Origin of the sequence: Aeromonas sp. R7-2 (genome assembly GCF_040908105.1) — a bacterium.
GTDB lineage: Bacteria > Pseudomonadota > Gammaproteobacteria > Enterobacterales > Aeromonadaceae > Aeromonas > Aeromonas caviae.
In genome coordinates, this window is sequence record NZ_JBFODC010000022.1 from 168,984 (window position 1) to 184,958 (window position 15,975).

The 15,975-nt window shown below is 63.8% G+C and carries 16 protein-coding genes; 10 read left to right on the forward strand and 6 right to left on the reverse strand.

Translation table 11 applies throughout. From position 1 onward, the window contains the following. Positions 1–15: 15 nt before the first annotated feature. From AB5Y47_RS08085 to pspF, 6 genes are all read right to left on the reverse strand, one after another. Positions 16–801 carry an ABC transporter ATP-binding protein gene (locus AB5Y47_RS08085; protein WP_039039015.1) on the reverse strand — a complete coding sequence of 262 codons (786 nt, stop codon included), beginning with the start codon at positions 799–801 and terminating at the stop codon, positions 16–18. Positions 802–883: 82 nt separating this feature from the next. Continuing rightward, a complete protein-coding gene (locus AB5Y47_RS08090) occupies positions 884–1,882 on the reverse strand; it encodes an oligopeptide/dipeptide ABC transporter ATP-binding protein (protein ID WP_010674529.1) in 999 nt (332 codons plus the stop codon). A gap of 79 nt (positions 1,883–1,961) precedes the next feature. Continuing rightward, the gene (locus AB5Y47_RS08095; protein ID WP_010674530.1) at positions 1,962–2,855 is read right to left on the reverse strand and encodes an ABC transporter permease subunit; all 894 of its coding nucleotides are present in this window, start codon (positions 2,853–2,855) and stop codon (positions 1,962–1,964) included. Positions 2,856–2,944: 89 nt separating this feature from the next. Then, entirely contained in the window at positions 2,945–3,904 is a 960-nt protein-coding gene (locus AB5Y47_RS08100) for an ABC transporter permease subunit (RefSeq protein ID WP_010674531.1), read from the reverse strand. Positions 3,905–3,965: 61 nt separating this feature from the next. Next, positions 3,966–5,561, reverse strand: coding sequence for an ABC transporter substrate-binding protein SapA (gene sapA / locus AB5Y47_RS08105; RefSeq protein WP_010674532.1), 1,596 nt, complete (start codon positions 5,559–5,561; stop codon positions 3,966–3,968). A gap of 136 nt (positions 5,562–5,697) precedes the next feature. Next, complete coding sequence (gene pspF / locus AB5Y47_RS08110; protein ID WP_368220118.1) at positions 5,698–6,744, reverse strand: phage shock protein operon transcriptional activator; 1,047 nt, start codon at positions 6,742–6,744, stop codon at positions 5,698–5,700. A gap of 196 nt (positions 6,745–6,940) precedes the next feature. Between pspF and pspA the strand changes: the two genes are divergently transcribed. The 10 genes from pspA (at position 6,941) to AB5Y47_RS08160 (ending at position 15,954) form a co-directional block, all read left to right on the forward strand. Continuing rightward, a complete protein-coding gene (gene pspA, locus AB5Y47_RS08115) occupies positions 6,941–7,621 on the forward strand; it encodes a phage shock protein PspA (protein WP_214004899.1) in 681 nt (226 codons plus the stop codon). Between the two features lie 3 nt (positions 7,622–7,624). Next, positions 7,625–7,861, forward strand: a complete 237-nt coding sequence (gene pspB / locus AB5Y47_RS08120; protein ID WP_005300084.1) for an envelope stress response membrane protein PspB — start codon at positions 7,625–7,627, stop codon at positions 7,859–7,861. A 106-nt stretch (positions 7,862–7,967) separates the two neighbouring features. Next, positions 7,968–8,372, forward strand: a complete 405-nt coding sequence (gene pspC, locus AB5Y47_RS08125; RefSeq protein WP_010674535.1) for an envelope stress response membrane protein PspC — start codon at positions 7,968–7,970, stop codon at positions 8,370–8,372. Between the two features lie 72 nt (positions 8,373–8,444). Continuing rightward, a complete protein-coding gene (locus tag AB5Y47_RS08130) occupies positions 8,445–9,851 on the forward strand; it encodes a YcjX family protein (protein ID WP_368220119.1) in 1,407 nt (468 codons plus the stop codon). 49 nt (positions 9,852–9,900) lie between these two features. Next, positions 9,901–10,944 (forward strand): YcjF family protein, encoded by a 1,044-nt coding sequence (locus AB5Y47_RS08135; protein ID WP_201872075.1) that lies wholly within the window; start codon positions 9,901–9,903, stop codon positions 10,942–10,944. A 166-nt stretch (positions 10,945–11,110) separates the two neighbouring features. Then, complete coding sequence (gene phhA, locus AB5Y47_RS08140; protein ID WP_183148519.1) at positions 11,111–11,905, forward strand: phenylalanine 4-monooxygenase; 795 nt, start codon at positions 11,111–11,113, stop codon at positions 11,903–11,905. A gap of 41 nt (positions 11,906–11,946) precedes the next feature. Further along, positions 11,947–12,285: a 4a-hydroxytetrahydrobiopterin dehydratase gene (locus tag AB5Y47_RS08145; RefSeq protein WP_010674539.1), complete on the forward strand. Its 339-nt coding sequence runs from the start codon at positions 11,947–11,949 to the stop codon at positions 12,283–12,285. Positions 12,286–12,427: 142 nt separating this feature from the next. Further along, positions 12,428–13,975, forward strand: coding sequence for a transcriptional regulator TyrR (gene tyrR, locus AB5Y47_RS08150; RefSeq protein ID WP_043156202.1), 1,548 nt, complete (start codon positions 12,428–12,430; stop codon positions 13,973–13,975). A 222-nt stretch (positions 13,976–14,197) separates the two neighbouring features. Continuing rightward, on the forward strand, positions 14,198–14,716 hold the full coding sequence (locus AB5Y47_RS08155; protein WP_368220120.1) for a YfiR family protein: 519 nt from the start codon (positions 14,198–14,200) through the stop codon (positions 14,714–14,716). Continuing rightward, positions 14,713–15,954 carry a diguanylate cyclase gene (locus tag AB5Y47_RS08160; protein WP_368220121.1) on the forward strand — a complete coding sequence of 414 codons (1,242 nt, stop codon included), beginning with the start codon at positions 14,713–14,715 and terminating at the stop codon, positions 15,952–15,954. The genes AB5Y47_RS08155 and AB5Y47_RS08160 overlap by 4 nt, the downstream gene beginning before the upstream one ends. Positions 15,955–15,975: the final 21 nt, after the last annotated feature.

Here is a 15,975-nt window from a genome sequence, read left to right on the forward strand (position 1 = left end):
AAACGCGCCGCGGGATCAGCGGCGGTATTCGTTGTTGTAGTTCTGAATGAGGCGGCGGGTGACGTCGTGCTGGGGATCGGCGAAGACCCGCAAGGTCTTGCCGCGCTCCACCACACGGCCTTCGTGCATCACCAGCACCTCGTCGCTGATGTGGCTGACGATCCCCAGATCGTTGGCCACCAGCACATAGCTCAGCCCCATGGTCTCCTGCATCTCCAGCAGCAGGTTGATGATCTGGGAGCGTACCGAAATATCCAGGGTCGAGAGCGCCTCGTCAGCCACCACTATCTTGGGATTGAGGATGAGCGCCCGTGCCAGCCCCACCCGCTGCTGCTGGCCGGCGGAGAGCATCTGGGGATAGAAGAGGGCGTGGTCGGGCAGCATGCCCACCATGCGCAGGGTCTGGATCACCTTCTCCCGGCGCTCCTCCTCGCTCAGGGCCGTGTTGAGGCGAAGGGGGGTCTCCAGGATCTGGCCGACCCGGATTTTCCGGTTAAGGGAGGTGTTGGGGTCCTGGAAGATCATCCGCAGCAGCTTGCAGCGTGTCTGGTAATCGCCGTGGACCATGGGTTGCCCCTCGATGGCGATCTCCCCGCCGCTCGGTTCAATCATGCCCGCCAGAATGCGGGCCAGGGTGCTCTTGCCCGAGCCCGCCTCCCCGACGATGGCCAGGGTCTGGCCCACTTCGAGATCGAACGAGAGGGGCTTTATCGCCTCCACCGCGCGGCGCCTGAACAGGCCGGTGCGGTTCTGGTAGGTCTTGCACAGGCCCCTGACCTGCAACAGGGAAGGTTCGGTCACGACGTGGTCTCCTTGGGTGTGCTCGCCGGATAGAGGGGCTGACGGGGCGGGCAGGTGCCCCGGATCAGGGTCTGGTGCCGGTTCATTTCTTCGGTTCTTCCATGTTGAGCGGGAAGTGGCAACTGAACTGATGCCCCTTGACCTTGCTCATCAGCGGCGTCTGCACGCACTGCTTCTGGGCGTAGGGGCAGCGTGGGCCGAGGCGGCAGCCGATGGGCAGGTGCTGCAGCGGCGGTATCACCCCGGGCAGGGTCTCGAGCCGGGACTTGTGGCGCACCAGTTTGTCAAAGTCTGGGATGGACTTGAGCAGGGCATCCGTATAGGGGTGGTGAGGGGATTCCAGGATCTGGTCCCGGGTCCCTACTTCAACCATCTGGCCGCAATACATGATGTTGAGGGTGTCGGTCAGGTTCGCGATGGCGGCGATGTCGTTGCTGATGATGAGGATGGTGGTATTGCCCAGCTTGTTCATCTTGTCCAGCAACCGCAGGATCTGGGAGTGGGTGGTGGACTCCATGGCGCTGGTGGGTTCGTCCGCCACCAGCAGGCGCGGCTGGTTGGCGATGGCCATGGCGATCATCACCTTCTGGCACATGCCGTCTGACAGCTCGTGGGGATAGGCCCGCATGACCTTGCGGTGATCCTTGACCCCGACCCGGTGCAGCAGGGCGATGGCCCGCTTCTTGCGCCACTGGAAGCGCTGCCAGAACTTGCCGGTGAAGGCGCTGGTGGGGATGGCCTCTTCGAGCTGGGTGCCTATCTCCTCCGAGGGGTCGAGGCAGCTGATGGGGTCCTGGAAGATCATCGCTATCTCCCGCCCCATGATGCGGCGCCGTTCCTTGGGCGCCATGGTCAGCAGGTCCATGTCGTTGAAGCGCATCCGGTCGGCGCGCACCGTCCAGTTGTCCTTCTGGATGCCAACGATCACCTTGGCCACCAGGCTCTTGCCCGAGCCGGATTCCCCCACCAGCCCGCGGATCTCCCCCTCGTTCAGGGTCAGGCTGACTCTGTCCACCGCCTTGACCTTGCCCTGGGGGGTGTCGATTTCGATGGTGAGGTTGCGTATGTCGAGCAGGGGCATCAGCAATGTCTCCCGTTCAGGGCGCAGCCGGGTCGCTCAGGGCGTCCGGGGGCGGGGATAGATAACAAGGCTGGCAACATCAGTCGTTCCCCTCTTTGAGTGCTTCGCGAATGCCTTCGCCCACCAGGTTGGTCACCAGCACGCTGAACAGGATGGCCATCCCGGGCAGGGTCACCGTCCAGGGGGCCAGATAGATAAGATCGCTCGAATCGGCCAGCATGGCACCCCACTCCGGCTGGGGAGACTGGGCCCCGAGACCGAGGAAGCCTACCGCAGAGATGTCCAGGATGGCGGCGGAGAGGGTGCGGGTGGTCTGGGTCACCAGGGTCTCGACGATGTTCGGCAAGATGGCCAGACGCATGATCCGCTGGGGCGGAGAGCCGTCGAGGCGGCTTGCGATGATGTACTCCTTCTGCATCTCGGCGTGGACCGCGTTGTAGGTGGCCCGGATGAAAGGCGGTATCAACGCGAGCGTGATGGCGATCAGGGTGTTGAACAGACCCGGCCCCAGGATGGCCACGACGATGATGGCCAGCAGCAGGGACGGGATGGAGAGCAGGGTATCGAGCAGGTGATGGAGCACGCTCGACTTCACCCCCTTGCTCATGCCGCCGAGGATGCCGATGGCCGAGCCGATGACCAGCGCGATGAGCACCACCAGCAGGGCGTTGCCGAAGGTGAGCCTGGCCCCGGCCACCAGACGGGAGAGGATGTCGCGCCCCAGATCGTCGGTCCCCAGGAAGTAATCGATGTTGCCGCTGTTGGCCCAGGAGGGGGCGAGCAGCAGGTGGTTGCTGTGCTGATCGTCGATGCCGTAGGGGATCACCAGGGGGCCGATGAGGGTCACCAGCAGCAGCAGGCCGAAGCACCAGAGCCCCGCCATGGCCAGCGGGTTGCGCCGGTAGGAGGCCCAGGTCTGCTCCAGGGGGGAGAGGATCTTGAGCTCCGGATAGATGTTCGATTTATCGTGCATGGAGCAGGCTCCCGTGCTGGTCGCAAGGGTATGGGCACGCCTGTGCGCCGGTGGCCCATGGGCCGCCGTGGTTCATCCACAGACCGCAATCAATCTTGTCTTGCATAGAGTTCTTTACGCCGTGCCGGATACATGATGGTGGTCAGCAGATCGGTGCTGACGCTGATGAAGATGACGAAGCTCGCCACCACCAGGAAGGCGCCGCGGATGGCGGCATAGTCCTGCAGCGCGATGCTGCTCACCAGCCAGCGGCCGATGCCGGGCCAGTCGAACACCACCTCGGTGATCATGGCGGAGGTGAGCACGCTGCCAAGTTGCAGCCCCAGCAGCGGCAACACCGGGGGCAGGGCGTTCTTGAGCCCGTGACGCCAGACGATCTGGCGGCGGGAGAGTCCGCGGCTGGCGGCGGCCTTGATGTAGTTCTGTTTCATCACGTCGATGAGGGAGCTGCGCACGTGGCGGATCACCTCGGTGGTGGGCACCACGGCCAGCACCAGGGAAGGCAGCACCAGATGGCGCAGGGCGTCGTGCAGGGCCGCCTCCCGCCAGGGCTCTTGGCTCATCAGCACATCGACGATGGCGATCCCGGTGATGGAGGGCACGTCGTAGAGCAGGCTGATCTGGCCAGATGAGGGGAGCCAGCCAAGATCCAGGGAGAAGAACATCACCATCAGCAGCCCCAGCCAGAAGACCGGGATGGCATAGCCGACGAGGCCGGCGGCCATGATGGAGAGGTCCGGGCTGCGCCCCTGATAGAGGGCCGCCAGGGTGCCCAGGGGGATGCCCACCAGCAGCGAGATGGCGAAGGCGGCGAGGCAGAGGGTCAGGGTCGCCGGGAAGTAGTGACGGATCTCGTCGAGGACCGGTTGGCCGGAGACGCTGGAGAGCCCGAAATCCCCGGCGGCGATGCGCTGGAGGAAGTCAGGATAGCCGTGCCAGAAATCCAGCACCTGGGTGATGAGGCGAAACTCCAGGAGGTAGGCCCCCAGAGTCAGCACCAGAAGGGTGATCACCAGCAGGGTGATGCGGCGCAGGATATAGAAAAACATGCTTATGCCTCCTGGGGGCGGTGCGCCGATGGCCCGACGATGGAGTGGTTATCTGTCATGGTCACTCCCGATGGGCCTGGTTGAAGGTGGTGCCGCCAAAGGGCATCAGGGTCAGCCCCTGAATGTCGCTGCGACTCACCTGGGTTCTCAGGGCATGGGCCAGGGGAATGAGCGGCAACTGCTCGTTGAGCAGGGACTGGGCATAGTAATAGTTGCGCAGGCGGAAGGCGAGCTGCGGGGTGGTCACCGCATCGTCCAGCAGCTGATCAAACGCCGGGCTGCACCAGCGGCTGTAGTTGTTGCCCCGCTCGACGGCGGCGCAGCTCAGCAACTGGCGGAAGAAGTTGTCCGGATCCGCGTTGTCGGCGATCCAGCCCGAGAGCAGGCTGTCATATTGTCCATGGGCGAGCCGGGTCTCGATGACCGGCCAGGCCTGCTGCACTATCTTGAGGCTCACCCCAATCTTGGCGAAATCGCTGCGCATCAGTTGCGCCGTCTTGAGACCGTCCGGGTTGTAAGGACGGGCGCCGGGTTGCACAAGCACCTGCATCTCGAAGCCGTTGGGGTAGCCCGCGTCCTTGAGCAACTGGCGAGCGAGCTTGAGATCCGGCTTGCGCTGGGGCAGGGAGGGATTGTAACCCCAGGAGAGGGGCGGCAGCAGGCTGGCAGCGCTCTGGCCGGTCTCGAAATAGACCGCCTGCAGCAGATTCTGCACATTGATGGCGCTGGCGAGGGCCTGGCGCACCTGCACCTTGTTGAACGGGGCCTTGCGGGTATTGAGGGCGAGGAAGGCGACGTTCATCCCCGACTGCACCGACAGATCCAGGTGGGAGTCCTTGTCTATCACCGACAGCTGGCTGGCAGAGGGAGTGCTCATCACGTCGCACTCGCCGGTCAGCAGCTTGGCAAGGCGCTTGGAGGATTTGGGCGTGATGTCGTAGATGAGCTGCTCCATTCTGGCCTCGCCGCCCCAGTAGCCGGGGTGACGCAGGTAGCGCACGAACTCGTTGTGGCGATACTCCTTGAAGCTGAAGGGGCCGGTGCCGATGGGGCGGCTGTCCAGCAGCGCCGGAGTGCCGGCCTTTAGCATCTGCTCCCCGTACTCGGCGGAGAGCACGATGGCGTAGTCGCTGGCCAGGGTGGCGAGGAAGGAGGCATCGGGGCGGTTCAGCTCGAACACCACCTCATAGGGCCCTTTCTTGTAGACCCGCTTGATGAGGTTGCCGAGCCCCAGGCTGTAAAAATAGGGGTACTCGCCGCCGGAGACGGCGTGGAAGGGGTGGTGTTCGTCCAGCAGACGCTGCCAGGTGAACAGGACGTCGTCGGCATTGAAGTGACGGGTCGGGCTGAACCAGGGGGTACGGTGGAAGGTCACTCCCTTGCGCAGGGTCAGGGTATAGGAGAGGCCGTCCTCGCTGCTTTGCCAGCGGGTGGCGAGCCCCCCTTCGATGCCGAGGGTGTTGGCATTGACCTCGAGCAGGCGATCGTAAATGGGACGGGCACTGGCATCCAGGGTCGCATCCGAATTGGCAAGCTGCGGGTTGAAGGTTCGGGGTGCCCCTTCGGCACAATAGATGAGCCCGGTTTTGGAGGCTTCATCGCGTTTCTGACAGCCGCTGACCAGGACCAGGAGACCAAGCAGCAGGGGGGTGAGCATTCTCATGTTGGAACCATGTTTTCAGACAAAGTTGCCCGCCAGGGGGCGGGCGCGTTGCGGGGGGCGGCCGGGCAGGCGCTCCCGTCGGGGGTGACGTGCGCCGCGTTATCCGCGCGCGCAGACCCGGTGCCAGGCATCAGCCCGCCTCCTGGTTGCCACTGTTGTCATCCCCGTCCAGCAATTGATATTTGCGCAGCATCCCTCGGAACTGGTGATAGCTCAGGGCCAGCAACTGGGCTGCTTTGCGCTGATTATACTGGGATTGCTGCATCGCTTGCTTGAGTAAATTAATCTCGTATTCCGCCACCGCCCCTTTGAGATCCAGCGGCAGGGTCAGGGTCGGGGTTGTCTCTGCCGAGGTCGGGGCGTCCGTGGAAGGGGTGGCGTCACCTCGGGCACGGGGACGCCAGGGGGAGTCAAAGGGATTGAGCACCAGATCCGCCAGCGGCAACTGGGGGTTGCCCTGGCGATAGAGACTGCGCTCTACCACGTTCTTGAGCTCCCGCACGTTGCCCGGCCAGGGGTAATCTTGCAGCAGCTGGGTCGCCTTGCGCGAGAAGCCGGCAAAGAGCGGATACCCCAGCTCCCGGGTCATGCCGTGGGCGAAGTGCTCCGCCAGCATCAGGATGTCCTCGCGCCGCTCCCGCAGGGGGGGCAGGGTGATGACGTCGAAGGCGAGCCGGTCCAGCAGGTCGTGACGAAACCGTCCTTTCTCCGCCAGTGCTGGCAGATCCTCGTTGGTGGCGCACACCAGCCGCACATCCACCTTGAGGGGCTTGGCGCCGCCCACCCGCTCGAACTCCCCGTACTCGATGACCCGCAGCAGTTTTTCCTGCACCCGGGCGCTGGTGGTGGCCAGTTCGTCGAGGAACAGGGTGCCGCCGTCGGCCCGCTCGAAGCGCCCCTGATGACGCTTGGCGGCGCCAGTGAAGGAGCCCGCCTCGTGGCCAAACAGCTCGGTTTCCAGCAGGCTCTCGCTCAAGGTGGCGCAGTTGATGGTGACAAAGCTTTGATCCCAGCGATCCGAGAGATAATGTAGGCGGTGGGCGATGAGCTCCTTGCCGGTCCCACGCTCGCCGATGATGAGCACGGGCTTGCGCAGCGGCGCGAGGCGCGATGCCTGCTCGATGATTTCTAGAAATGCGTTGGATTCACCCAACAGACTTTCCGTGGCCGTGGTCATCCCTGCCCCTGTGAGTTGAAAAATCTGGTTAATCTTACCAAAAGTTGGTTATTTTAATCATCACTTGTTTCCCCGGGACTTGAACTGCATTCTGAGTGCCCATATAAATCAACAAGTTAAATATTGTTCCAGATTGGCACACAAGTTGCCATTGTCAATGGAGACACAACCCGATGCCTATCACAGGAGTACAATCATGAGCATTTTTTCTCGCCTGGCCGACATCATCAATTCCAATCTGACGGCCCTGCTCGACAAGGCGGAAGATCCCCAGAAGATGGTGCGTCTGATCATCCAGGAGATGGAAGATGAACTGGTGAAGGAGCGCTCCAACCTGGCCCGCTTCCTCGCGAATCAAAAAGAGATCGGCCGTCAGGTGGGCCGCCATCAGGAGCGGGTCGCCGAGTGGCAGGGCAAGGCCGAGCTGGCCCTGACCAAGGGGCGCGAAGATCTGGCCCGGGCTGCCCTCATCGAGAAGAGCAAGCAGGCGGAGCTTGCCGACGCCCTGTCTCGTGAACAGCAGGCGGTGGACAGCGGCATCGAGAAGCTGGGGGAGGAGATCCGTCAGCTGGAAGCCAAGCTGGAAGACGCCCGTGCCCGCCAGAAGGCGATGGCCATTCGCAGCGAAGCCGCCAGCAGCCGTCTCAACGTGCAAAGCCAGGTGGCCCGTGGCGACAGTCAGGCCGTGGTGAGCAAGTTCGAGCGCATGGAGCGCCGCATCGACGAGATGGAAGCCCGCGCCGATCTGGGGCAGTCCGACAAGGCGCTCGCCCAGCAGTTTGCCGAGCTGGAAGCGGACGACCAGATCAGCCGCGAGCTGGAAGCCATGCGCCAGAAGCTGGGCCAGCACAATCCGGCACCGAAACAGGGAGAGTAACAGATGGAAGATCTGCTGGGTGTATTGATGGTTCCCATGGTGGTCTTCATGGTGGTGGTGGCCCCCATCTGGCTGGTGCTGCACTACCGCGCCAAGGGACGCATTGGCGCCGGCCTTGCCGATGGTGAGCGTGAACAGCTGCAGGGCTTGCTGGTGCGTGCCGAGAAGATGCAAGAACGGGTCGGCGCCCTGGAGTCGATTCTGGATGCCGAGGTTCCTGGTTGGAGAAACAAGGTATGACGGTTTTCAATGAGAGATGTCATGACTGTGGCAAAAAGCCGGAGCGGGCCGGAACCGTATTGGCGTCAATTCTGGATGCGGAAGTCCCCGGTTGGAGGAACAAGGTATGAACAGTGTCAGTCGTGAAGGGCGCAACTTGTACCGGGATCCCCAGCGGGGCAAGATTGCCGGGGTCTGTGCCGGTCTGGCAGAGTACTTCGGGGTGGAGACCTGGATCGTGCGGCTGCTGGCCATCAGTGGTCTCATCTTTGCCGGTTTCATCACCTTCACCGCCTATATTGCCGCCTGGTTCTTGCTCGACAAGAAGCCGGTCACCCTCTACTCCCAGGAAGATGCCGAGTTCGCAGAGGTGCGGATGAAGGCGCGCAGCTGGCAGGCAGGCGTCACACCTCATCAGGCCCTTGCCCGCATCGGCCAGGAGCTGGATGCACTGGAGCCCAGGGTGCAGCGCATCGAGAAGCTGGTGACCTCCAAGGAGTTCACCCTGCAACGGGAGTTCAGCAAGCTCTAATCGTGCCGGGCCGCGAGGATACTGCCTCGCGGCCGTCTCTCTGATGTGATCACAAGGAGAAGAAGACCCGCCTTGATACGCAACAAACTTGAACACTCCTGGTCGGTGCTCCAGCACAAGGCCGTTGACGCGGTGAACCGGGCCCGGGATCGCCACATCCGGCTGGCGGTCACCGGCCTCTCTCGCAGTGGCAAGACCGCGTTTATCACGGCGCTGGTCAATCAACTGGAGCACGCGGCCATCGACGGTCGTCTGCCACTCTGGGACGCCCAGCGCCAGGGACGCATCCTTGGTGCTCGCCGGGTGCCCCAGCAAAACGCCCACATTCCCACCTTTCCCTATGAACGGGGCCTCGATGCCCTGTTTGGCGATCCGCCCGCCTGGCCCGCGCCGACCCGGGGGGTGGCCGAGGTACGCCTCGAGATCCGTTATCGCACCCGCCATCCGCTGCGTCGGCACCTGGGGGAGATCTCCACCCTCTATGTGGATCTGGTGGATTATCCCGGGGAGTGGCTGCTGGATTTGCCGCTGCTGGATCTGAACTACGAGCAGTGGAGCGAGCAGGTGCGGGAGCAACTGTGCCGCCCCGAGCTGCAAGCCCTGGCGGCAGGCTGGCTGACGCCGCTCTGGCAGGCAGATCAAGCCTTCGAGGAGCGTGCCGCCAGCGAACTGGCCGCCCGCTACACCGAATATCTGCACGCCTGCAAGCAGGATCTCGGGCTTCACCTCATCCAGCCCGGGCGTTTCGTGTTGCCCGGCGAGTATGCCGGTGCGCCGCTGTTGCAATTCGTGCCCTGGGTGTGGGAGATGCCCACGCACTCCCCCGAAGACGGCACTCTCTACGCCACCTTCAAGCAGCGCTTCGAGCAGTACAAGCAGCATCTGGTACAGGGCTTCTATGAGCAGCACTTTGCAGGCTTTGATCGCCAGATCGTGCTGGTGGACTGCCTGGCGCCCCTCAATGCCGGCGCCGCGAGCTTTGGTGACATGCAGCAGGCCATCGCCCGCATCATGGAAAGCTTCGCCTACGGCAAGAGCAACTGGTGGCGCCGTCTGTTCGCCCCGCGCATCGACAAGCTGCTGTTTGTGGCGAGCAAGGCCGATCACGTCACGCCGGAGCAGCACGGACCTCTGGTGTCGCTCCTGCAGCACCTGGTGAGCCGTGGCCGGGGCCAGGCCCGCTTCGAGGGGATAGAGACCGAATGCCTGGCGCTGGCCGCCATCAAGGCCACCGAGGTGGGCAAGGGGGTGGCAGACGGACGGGAATTTCCCGCCATTCGTGGCACTACCCTCTCGGGCGAGCCCTTGCTGCTCTTCCCGGGGGAGGTGCCTGCCCAGATCCCGCCTGCGCAGTGGTGGAAAACTCAAGGGTTTGATTTTCAGGCCTTTCGCCCGCTGCCCATGAGCGCTCATCAGGCGCTCCCCCATATCCGGCTCGATGCGGCGCTGGAATTCCTGCTCGGGGATCACCTCGAATAACGGGTGGGTGGCCCGCTGTGCTCGAGGGGCGCCCACAGGAGAGAATGCGATGAACGATCAGACAAGATGGCGTACCGATGACGCCGCTCCTCTGCAAGGCAAGGTGACGCTGGAGCCCGCGCCTTCGATGGCAAGCGAAGCGAAGCCACCCGCCCCGGCCCGGCGGTTGGAAGAGGAGAGCTTCGAGCCTCTGGACGCGCTGGACGAGCTCACCGAAGTGGAACCCGCGCTTCACGTCAGGCCTCGGCGCCGTCATCGTCTGCTGGCCTGGGGGCTGGGTGGGGTGGGGCTGTTGTCCCTTGGCCAGTTTGGCGCTTTTCTGGTGGATCAGTTTGCCGCCTCCCCCTTCTGGGGCGGCGCCTGGCTGCTCGCCTCTGGCCTGGTGGCGGTGGGCACCGCCGGGGTGGCGGGGCGCGAATGGCTGCGGCTGCGCACCTTGAAGCGGCGCCAGGATGTGCGCTCAAGAGCCGAGGATCTGCTGGCCCATCAGGGGGTCGGTCAGGGGCAGGCCTTCTGCGAGGCCCTGGCCGAGAAGAGCGGTGACAAGGGGCGGGAAGGGTATCGCACCTGGTTATCACAGCTTGACGAGAGCCACAGCGATCGGGAAGTGCTGACCCTCTACAGCCAGCTGGTGCTCACCGAGCGGGACAAGCTGGCCCAGGCCCGCGTCGCCAAATGGTCGGGGGAGGCCGCCGTGCTGGTGGCCCTGAGCCCGCTCGCCACCGTCGACATGATGCTGATGCTCTGGCGCAACCTGCGGATGATCGAGGACATCGCCGATGTCTACGCCATCGAGCTCGGCTACTGGAGCCGCATCCGCCTCATCCGCCAGGTGTTTCGCAACATGCTCTATGCGGGGGCCACCGAGCTGGTGACCGAGGTAGGGATGGATCTGCTGGGCGCCGAGCTGACCGCCAAGCTCTCCGCCCGCGCCGCCCAAGGGGTCGGGGCCGGGTTGCTCACCGCGCGCCTCGGGATGCGTACCATGGAAGCCTGTCGTCCGCTCCCCTGGTGTGCCGACGAGAAGCCGAAACTGGGGGAGTTGCGCAAGCGGCTGATCGGCCAGTTGGCGGGTTATCTCAACAAGTCGTGAGGTGGCTGGCACCCGACATGGATGTCACAAATTATTTACAATTATCAAAAGCAGCCGACCCCGGGGTCGGCTGCTTTTTTGAGGGGCAAACCGTTACAGTGATCCCATGACTCAACGGCCAGTGACCGCCCGGATGGCGGCTGGCACCCGAAGGATGGGAGCACTCATGGCAAGTCTCTACACGGCCCGCCAACCGGATGGGCAGGGCCGGATCCACTACACGGACGAGGAGCACGGCACCTGGCGGATCCTGATTGCACGCCAGCTTGCGGTGCTCGATGGCAAGGCCTGCGACGAATACCAGACCGGGCTGGCACGCCTCGACCTGCCTCTGGACCGAATCCCCCAGCTGGGCGAGATCAACGCCGCCCTGATGCCCGCCACCGGCTGGTCGGTGGCGGCGGTGCCGGCCCTCATCTCCTTTGATCACTTCTTCGCGCTGCTCGCTGATCGCCGTTTTCCCGTCGCTACCTTCATTCGCCGCCGGGACGAGCTCGACTACCTGCAAGAGCCCGACATCTTCCACGAGATCTTCGGCCACTGCGCCATGCTGACCAACCCGGCCTTTGCCCACTTCACCCACCTGTATGGTCGGCTCGGACTCCATGCCAGCAAGGAGGAGCGGGTCTATCTGGCGCGGCTCTACTGGTTCACGGTGGAGTTCGGTCTCCTGCAGGGGGAGGAGGGGCTGCGCATCTACGGCGGCGGCATTCTCTCCTCCATCGGCGAGACCGCTTATGCCCTCTCGGGCAAGCCTGAGCTGCAACCCTTCGATCTGCTGGAGATCCTGCGTACCCCCTATCGCATCGACATCATGCAGCCGACCTATTTCGTGCTGCCTCGTCTCGATACCCTCTATGGTCTGGAGGGGCAGGGGATCATGGCGGCCGTGGCCGAGGCCCGTCGTCTTGGCCTGCGTCCACCCCGCTTTGCCCCCGTTGCCGGCAAGCAGGCGAGCTGACCCGTATTCATTCCCACGATGTTTCATGAAAGGAGTCCCGAATGACTGAACTGGCGAGTCAACGATGCGAGGCGTGCCGCGCCGATGCCCCCAGGGTGAGCGATCAGGAGCTGGGGGAGCTGATGCACCTCATCCCTGACTGGCAGCCCCTGGTGGTCAACGGCGAGCTGCAACTGCGTCGTGAATTTGTGTTTCGCAACTTCAAGGAGGGGCTGGCGTTCACCAACCGCCTCGGAGAACTGGCGGAGGCGGAGTTCCATCATCCGGCGATCTTGCTTGAATGGGGCAAGGTGACCGTGAGCTGGTGGACCCACAAGATAGGCGGCTTGCATCGCAACGATTTCATCATGGCAGCCCGCACCGACGGTCTGATGAAGTAACCGCCGTCTGGCGCCAACGCAGACAGGGCCTGCCCGGTGAAAGCGGGGCAGGCCCGCATTTTTGTGGGGGAGCGCTCGCACTGGCGGGATCGAGTCTGTATTATCCCGTTATTCAGAATGTTAGCTAGGAAGTGTGTGCCGAATGCGTCTTGAAGTCAGCTGTGAAGACCGTCTGGGCCTGACCCGGGAATTGCTCGACCGACTGGTGGAGCACAACATCGATCTGCGCGGCATCGAAATCGATACCTCAGGCATCATCTATCTCAATTTCCCCGAGCTGGAGTTTCGTGACTTTCAGCATCTGATGCCGGAAATTCGCCGCATTCCCGGCGTCTATGACGTCAAGACCATCCCCTACATGCCCTCCGAGCGGGAACACCACGAGATAGAGGCCCTGCTCAAGGCACTGCCGGACCTGGTCTTCTCCCTCGACAGCAAGGGGCGGGTGACCCAGGCCAACCAGGCCGCCCTCACCACCCTGGCGTTGCCACCGGACGAGGTGCGCGGCGTGGCGATCTCCTCCCTGGTCAAGGGCTTCTCGTTTGGCCGCTGGCTGGAGTCGGGGGAGATCAAGCCCCAGACCTGCAAGCTGAGCCTCGGTGGCGAAGAGTACCTGGGCGATCTGATGCCGCTGTTCGTGGCCGAAGAGAAGGGCAAGCAGGCTCTGGCCGGCGCCGTGGTGGTGCTCAAATCCGCCCGCCGGGTCGGCATGCACTTCAGTGCCCTGCACGCGGTGGAAGTGGGGGGCTTTGAGCACCTCCAGGCCGAGAGCCAGAAGATGAAAGAGGTGCTGGCCCAGGCTGCCAAGCTCGCGATGCAGGACGCTCCCTTGCTCATCGTGGGGGAGACCGGCACCGGCAAGGAGTTGCTGGCCCGGGCCTGCCACGGCGCCAGCCTGCGCTCCAGCCACCCCTTCATGGCGCTCAACTGCGCGGCCATGCCGGACAACGTGGCCGAGAGCGAGCTGTTCGGCTATGCCCCCGGCGCCTTTGGCAACAACACCGAGGGCAAGCGCGGGGTGCTGGAGCTGGCCAGCGGCGGCACCCTGATGCTGGACGAGATCGGCGACATGTCCCCCCATCTGCAGACCAAGTTCCTGCGGGTGCTGCAAGATGGCGTGTTTCGCCGGGTCGGTGACGAGCAGGAGGTGAGGGTCAACGTGCGCTTCATCTGCACCACCCAGAAGCAGTTGCTGGATCTGGTCCATGAAGGGAAGTTTCGCGAAGATCTCTACTACCGCCTCAATGTGCTTAGCCTCAATCTGCCGCCGCTGCGCGAGCGCAAGGCGGACATCATGGCCCTGGCCCAGCAGTTCGTGTCGCGCTTTGCCAGCGAACTGCAGCGCCCGCGTCCGCGCTTTACCCGCAACATGGCCGAGTACCTCACCGCCTACCGCTGGCCCGGCAACGTGCGCCAGCTGCGCAACTGCCTCTATCGGGCCATGACCCTGCTGGAAGGGGACGAGATTGGACCCGAGCACGTGGACTTGCCGGTGGCGGCCGATGCCATGCCGCTCATCGACGAGTGGTTCGAAGGGGGGCTCGACGAGGCGGTGAAGCGTTTCGAGAGCCGCCTGCTGGAGCGGCTCTACCCGGCGTTCCCCTCCACCCGCCAACTGGCCAAGCGGCTCGGTGTCTCCCATACCGCCATCGCCAACAAGCTGCGCGAATATGGGATTGGCAAGAAGTAGTGTCGATGGACGGTGTCTGCCTGGGGCATTGAGTGCCTTGCAGGCACGGCTGCGACACCCGGTGACGCAACCGTGCCACTTGCCTCTGGGGGCTGGCCACCCGGCTGGTAAGCTCGGTGCGGTGCCATGCAGGCACTCTCATCATGGGCGTCGGGTTACCCCGGCGCCGACCTGGACACTCTCGCGGGCACCATGCAGATGTTTTGTTACCTCCGGTTACTGATGTGGCTGGCGCCACTGTGCTGCATGCTGATGCTGGCAAACCAGGCCATGGCGGCAACCTCCGCCGAGGCGCGCGGCGACATGGTGCGCCAGACCGTGCTCGATATCCTCAGTTACACCCGCTGGCCCAGCGAGCCCGCCAGACTTCGGCTCTGCATCACGGCGCCGACGGAATATGCGTCATCCCTTCTGACCATCGAACGGCAGGCCAATGGCCGACCGGTGGAGGTCCATCGCTACGACATGGGCGACGAGTCGCTGATCCAGCGCTGCGATGTCATCTATCTGGGGGTGCTGGCACCGGCGCAGCGCCTCTCCCTGTTCGAGCGCCTGCGCGGTCACGCCATCCTCAGCATCAGTGAGCAGAGCCGCGAATGCATCGCCGATGCGGTCTTCTGTCTGCAGGCCGGGGAGGAGAGGGTGCGTTTTCGGGTCAATCTGGATGCGCTGGCCCGCAGCGGTGTGCGAGTGCACCCGGCCGTGCTCAAGCTCGCGCGAGCCGATGAGGAGGTGCGATGACGGTCCATCACGCCACTCCCCGGCTTACCCTGCGACAGAGTCTGGGGCGCACCCACATGATGATCTCCCTGACTGCCGTCTGCATGGCCGGGTTGTTTCTGACCGTCACGGCGTTGCTGGCGCTGCGCCTTTATGCGGATCACAACCTCAAGCTGGTGGCGCGGGCCATCAGCTACACCACTGAGGCGGCCGTGGTCTTCCATGACAAGGAGGCGGCACTGGATGCCCTGGAGACCATCACCTCCCGGGAAGACATAGCCAGCGCCAGCATAGTACTGCCGGACGGCCAGGTGCTGGCGAGCTGGCGCCGGGACATCACTACCCCCTGGACCACCCTGGAGCAGCACCTGGCCCGCCTGATCCTGCCGGGGCCCGTGGCGCTCCCCATGGTGCGCGAGCACAAGGAGATAGCCAGGGTGCATCTGGTCGGTCACGGCCAGTACCTGCTGCGATTCCTGTTGCAGACCTTGCTGGCTACCCTGGTGTGCCTGCTCATCAGTATTCTCGGGGCACTCCATGTGGCGCGCCGGATGCAACGCTCCATCACGGCACCCCTCAAGGCCCTGACCGAGGTGGCTTACAACGTCAGCCGCCAGCGGGCCCTCAAGGAGCGGGTGCCGGCGGCCAATATCGCCGAGCTGCACGAGCTGGGCGAGGATTTCAATTCGCTGCTCGATGAGCTGGAAGCCTGGCAGGCCCACCAGAAGCGGGAGAACGCCAGCCTGCTGCATCAGGCAACCCATGATCCCCTGACCGGTCTGCCCAACCGCGCTCTGTTCGAGGCTCGCATTGAGCAGGCCATCCTGGCAGGCAACAAGGGGCATGAAGGTTTTGCCCTGCTCTATCTGGATTGCGATCGTTTCAAGCAGATCAATGACAACCTGGGCCACAGCATCGGCGACGAAGTGCTGATCGCCGTGGCGCGGCGGGTGCAGCATCAGCTCAGGCCCCTGGATCTGGTCTGCCGGCTGGGGGGAGATGAGTTCGTCATCCTCCTGACCCCGATCCAGGGGGAGGACGAGGTGCGCGAGGTGATAGGGCGAGTGCAGCAGGCCATGAACACCCCCGTGGTATTGAGTGACGGTCGCCATCTCGGGGTGGGGATCAGCATCGGCTCTGCCCGCTATCCCGAGCAGGGGAAGACGGCGGATGCCCTGCTGCAATGGGCAGACGACGCCATGTATCAAGCCAAACGACAACGCAGGGAGGAGAGAGAAACACGAAAAACGAGCACGTGAAGTTGAACCGGAAATAGTGAA